Origin of the sequence: Duganella vulcania, from assembly GCF_009857655.1 — a bacterium.
Classification (GTDB): domain Bacteria; phylum Pseudomonadota; class Gammaproteobacteria; order Burkholderiales; family Burkholderiaceae_D; genus Rugamonas; species Rugamonas vulcania.
The window spans coordinates 1-4957 of sequence record NZ_WWCX01000186.1 but is presented as its reverse complement, the minus strand read 5'-3'; the positions used below and the strand labels follow the sequence as shown (position 1 = coordinate 4957).

The 4957-nt window shown below is 69.3% G+C and carries 3 protein-coding genes and 1 pseudogene; 3 read left to right on the top strand and 1 reads right to left on the bottom strand.

The annotated features are described in order from the left end of the window. Positions 1-676, top strand: a pseudogene (locus GTP90_RS34825) (nitroreductase family protein); the annotation flags it as partial. A gap of 160 nt (positions 677-836) precedes the next feature. After that, complete coding sequence (locus GTP90_RS34820) at positions 837-1757, top strand: PEP-CTERM sorting domain-containing protein (RefSeq protein ID WP_161087798.1); 921 nt, start codon at positions 837-839, stop codon at positions 1755-1757. A gap of 31 nt (positions 1758-1788) precedes the next feature. Here the strand turns inward: GTP90_RS34820 and GTP90_RS34815 are convergent, their stop codons facing one another. Then, positions 1789-2997, bottom strand: coding sequence for a glycosyltransferase (locus GTP90_RS34815; protein WP_161087797.1), 1209 nt, complete (start codon positions 2995-2997; stop codon positions 1789-1791). A gap of 174 nt (positions 2998-3171) precedes the next feature. Between GTP90_RS34815 and GTP90_RS34810 the strand changes: the two genes are divergently transcribed. Then, on the top strand, positions 3172-4957 hold a 1786-nt coding region (locus GTP90_RS34810; protein ID WP_161087796.1), incomplete at its 3' end, for a hybrid sensor histidine kinase/response regulator.

The window sequence follows — 4957 nt, the reverse complement described above, 5'->3', positions numbered from 1 at the left end:
GGCGCTGCCGCCCGGCCACGGCGTGCACTGGCTGGAGGGCGCGCGGCGGCGCGCGGCCGCGCGGCTGATGTTCCGCAACGCCAAGCTGCGCCTGACGATGCCGGAGGCGTGGCAGGTGCACAAGTCGGTGATCGAATGGAACGCCCGCTACAGCGACGACCGCATCCCCGACCAGGCGCTGGGCGTGGACGCCGCCACCGCCAGGCTGATGCGCTGGATCATGCAGCGCTGGCAGCGGGTCGAGTTCTTCAACACCTGGCTGGCCGGCACGCTGGCGCCGCGCCTGCAGATGGACCTGATCCCCGGCCTGGCCTGCGCCGCCCACTTCGTGCTGACCGCGCCGCGCCGGCCGCAGCGCGTGGACGACTACCTCGACGCCGGCCGCGCCATGCAGCGCTTCTGGCTGACCGCGACCGCGCAGGGCCTGCAGCTGCAGCCGGAGATGACGCCGCTGATCTTCGCCCGCTACGTGCGCGAGGGCCGGGTGTTTTCCGGCACGCCGGGCATGCAGCAGCGGGCCGAGGCGCTGTCGCGCCAGGGCGCGGCGCTGACCGGGCCGGCGGTGTGGGAGACGGCGGTGTGCATGGGCCGCATCGGCGCCGGCAAGCCGGCCACGGCACGCTCGCTGCGGCGGCCGCTGCGCGACTTGCTGGTCGGCCCGTCCGGCAGGCGATGAGGCGCGATCCACTGACGGCGTTCTTTACAGTGGCGTACCGCGCCGGCCGCGCGCGGCGCCCAAGTCCTTGATTCCGCGCGCTTTACCGCCGCTGGCAGGGCTTTTGCTCAACATGCAGGCGGCTCCCATTCCGGGGGCGCGATCCAGCCAGGGAGCAAACATGAACACCTACCAACCGGCCATGGCCGCCGCCATGATCGCCACGGCGCTGGCCCTACCCACCGCAGCCCACGCCGGACCGGCGGTCGGGCTGGACCCGACCGGCAACAGCGCCTACAGCAGCTATGCCGACCTGTGGACCAATGCCACCAATTCCGCGCTGGCCACCAAATTCCAGAGCGACTTTACTCTTGCCCCCTTCACGCCCTACGTCAGCGAATTGCGCTCGCAGATGGTGATCGGCACCATGGCCAACGGCGGCACGCTCATCACGCCCGGCGGCCTGAACACCAATTACGAATTGAGCGCCGTGGTGCGCTTCGAGGAACTGGTGGACCGCCAGACCGACACCACCGCCCACTTCACGCTGCCGAAGGACCAGTCGGCCGGCATGGATGTCGATCCGCTGCACGACAAGGTGCAGAACATCGCCTTCTACTTCGACCGCTTCGGGCCGGGCAACGCCAGCCAGGCCGTGCCGGGCGACGGCCCCGGCACCGTGCGCTGCTACGGTGCCGGCAACACGGCGGGCTGCGGCGGCGCGGGCGACCTGGACGGCGACGGCGTCATGGTCATGTCCGGCCATTTGATCTTCAACGAAGCCAACGTCACCACCGCCGGCGGCATCTCCACCGGCGCGTTCGACATCCGCTTCCAGATCGATTTCGTGGACAGCCGGTATCTCGACGTCGCCACCGGCTCGGTGTTCCAGAACAACATCACCGGTGCCGCCACCATGCCCTCGACGTATTCTCCGGCGACCATGTGGGACGGCACGGCGGCAGGCGGCGTGCCGTTGATGAAGTTCGATGGCTCGGGCTCGTTCGCGCTGGCGCCCCTGCCGGAGCCCGCCACGCTGGCCCTGGTCGGGATCGGCTTCGCCGGCTTGGCCCTGGGCCGGCGGCGCAAATTGCCCGCGTAAGCAGGGAGGGGCCGGCGCCGCGGCCGGCTCCTCAACCGCCGGCGGCCGCACGCTGTACCGCCGCCTCGAAACGCTGCGCCATGTCGTAGCGCTGAAACAGCTGCGCCACCTGCATCGCCGCCCCGCGCGCGGCCGGACGTTCCAGCAGGTCCAGCACGGCGCGGCGCACAGCATCCTCGTTCAAGCGGTCCGACCTGAGCAGCGTGCCGGCGCCCATCGCCGCCACCGCGCGCATGTTCAGGTACTGGTCCAGATTACCCGCGATTCCCAGCACCGGCACGCCGGCCGCCAGCGCCTGCTGGCTGGTCGGACTGCCGCCGTTGCAGACCACCAGCTGCGCGCGCAGCGCGGCCTCCTCGCCCGGCAGGTACGCCGCCACATGGGCGTTGTCCGGCGGCTCGCCCGGATCGGCCTGGCCGGCGGTGGCGGCCATCACCCGCACCGGCAAGGGCGCCAGCGCCTGCAGGATGCGCGGCAGCAGCGCGCCCTGCCCCGAGCTGCCCAGCGTGACATACACCAGCGGCCGGTCGGCCGGCAGCGCATCCCACCAGCCGGGCGGCTCGGTGGGCGGCGACCAGGTCACCGGTCCCAGGTAGGAATGGCTGGGCGGCAGGCCAACCGCCGGAAACATTTCGGCTATGTCGGGATACAGCACGTAGTCGGCGTCGGCATACACGCTGCGCAGGTCGTAGCCCAGCGATGGCAGGCGGTAGGCGCGCCGCACGCGGTTCAGCGGCACGCTGTGCAGCGCGAACGCCAGCGGCCGCACCAGGCGGAACAGCCGGTCCGCCAGCGCGATCGGCAAGGCCCGCGCCAGCCCGATGGCCGGCACCGTGTAGCGCTGCGGCACGTAGGGACTCCAGTAGGCGTTGATCAGGCCGACGTACGGCACCTGCGCCACGCGCGCGCTGACCGACAGCGACAGGCGAAAATCGCCCACCACCAGGTCCGGCCGCACGGCCTGCAGCAGGCGCAAATCGTCATGCACATAATTGTGCAGCGTGGCGGCGTCGTACACCGGCTTGCCCGCCGCCAGCGCCGCCAGGAAACGTGCGCTGGAAATGCTGCTCAGCGGCCAGGTGCTGAACCGGCTGCCCTGCAAAAAAGCCCCGTAGCCGGGGGCGCAGGCGAAGTGCACGTCGTAACGCTGCGGCGACAGCGTGCGCGCCAGCGCCAGCGGCCGGCCGACATGCGCCAGCGTCACCGCCTCGGCCACGAAGAGGATTTTTTTGCGTTCCATCGCGCCAGCTTGCGCCCCGGTCCACGGCGTTGTTTGAGCCGGCGCAAAGGTGCGGGCATTAGACGCACATCAAGATCGGCCGGCACTGAACGCTATATTTTTCCTATTGGCACTTATTGACCAGCTTGCCGCGCCGACGATTTCGGCGCCCACCGTTTGCTACCGCCTACAGCGATGTTCAATTTCAAGCGTTCCGGTCTGAGCCAGAAACTCACCATTCTTTCCGTGCTGTCCACCGGGAGCGCGCTGTTGCTGGTCTTCATCGCCTTTGCCGCCACGTCCGTGCTCAGCCGCACCGACGACGAGCGCAAGCAGCTGTCCTCGCTGGCCGGCGTGATCGGCAACAACAGCGCGGTGGCGCTGCGCTACGCCGACGGCAAGCAGGCGCGGCAGACGCTGTCCACGCTGGCGGTCGAGGACGAGATCCTTCAAGCCGTGCTGTACGACAGCACCGGCAAGCAACTGGCCCGCTACCAGTCCGCCGCCCTGCCCGCCGGTCAGGACGCCCCGGAGCAGCTGCCGGCCGAGGACGCCGTCCAGGAAATCCGCACCTACCAGAGCGGCCCGCTGTGGGCGCCCGCGCTGCGGCTGTACCGTCCGGTGCGCGACAGGGACGAGCTGGTCGGCACCGTGATGATCGAGAGCGCGCAGACCCGCATGTGGCTGGACCTGTTCAAGAACCTGGCCGCCGCCGCCGTGGCCGCCATGCTGTCGTTCATGATGGCGCTGCTGACGGCGGCCCGCTTCAAGGGCAGCATCGCCGAGCCGGTGGGCCAGCTGATCGCCGCGGCCCAGCAGGTCAGCCGCGGCCAGCCGACGCCGCGCATCGTCCACCAGCGCAGCGACGAGCTGGGCGCGCTGACCGACAGCTTCAACGACATGCTGGCCCAGGTCGAGGCGCGCGACGGCGCGCTGGCGCAGTACCGCGACCAGCTGGAACGCCAGGTCGGCGTGCGCACCGAGCAACTGGAAAAAGCCAAGAACGCCGCCGAGGCCGCCAGCCAGGCCAAGAGCGCCTTCCTCGCCACCATGAGCCACGAGATCCGCACGCCGATGAACGGCGTGCTGGGCATGACCGAGCTGCTGCTGGCCACCCGCCTGTCCGAGCAGCAGCGCCACTACACCAGCATGGTCAAGCGCTCGGGCGAGCATTTGCTGGTCATCATCAACGACATCCTGGACTTCTCCAAGATCGAGGCCGGCAAGCTGACGGTCGAGTACATCCACTTCAATTTCCGCGAGCTGCTCGACGACATCGACAACGTCTTCTCGCCGCAGGCCCAGGCCAAGGGCATCGAGCTGGAGCTGGCGATCGCCTACGACATCCCGGTCGCCATCTGCGGCGACCCGAACCGGCTGCGCCAGGTCATCTTCAATCTGCTGGGCAACGCGATCAAGTTCACCGAGAGCGGCAAGATCACCGTCAAGGTCAACGTGGTGCACGAGGACGCGCAAACCGTCGGCCTGCGCTTCGAGGTGCACGACACCGGCATCGGCGTCTCCAACGAGGCGCGCGCCCGCATCTTCGACTCGTTCTCGCAGGCCGACGGCTCGACCACCCGCAAGCACGGCGGCACCGGCCTGGGGCTGGCGATCTCGAAACAACTGGTGGAACTGATGGGCGGCACAATAGGCGTGGACCATGCGCTAACTCAAGGATCGATCTTTTGGTTTGCCGTAAATTTTGACAAGCGTCGCATCGATGTCGACGATCCTTCTTTCCACGCCACCCAGGAATGCCGCGCTTTGATTGTCGATGAGAACCCCTCCAGCCGGGGTGAGCTGGAACAGCTGCTGGCCAGCTGGCGCGTCGCCTCCACCAGCGCCACCGCCACCGACGCCCTGCCGCGACTGCGCCAGGCGGCGGCGTCCGGCCATCCCTACGACGTGGTGCTGCTGGACATGGAACTGCCGCGCACCAGCGGCCTGGCGCTGGCCGCCGCCATCCGCGCCGAGCCCG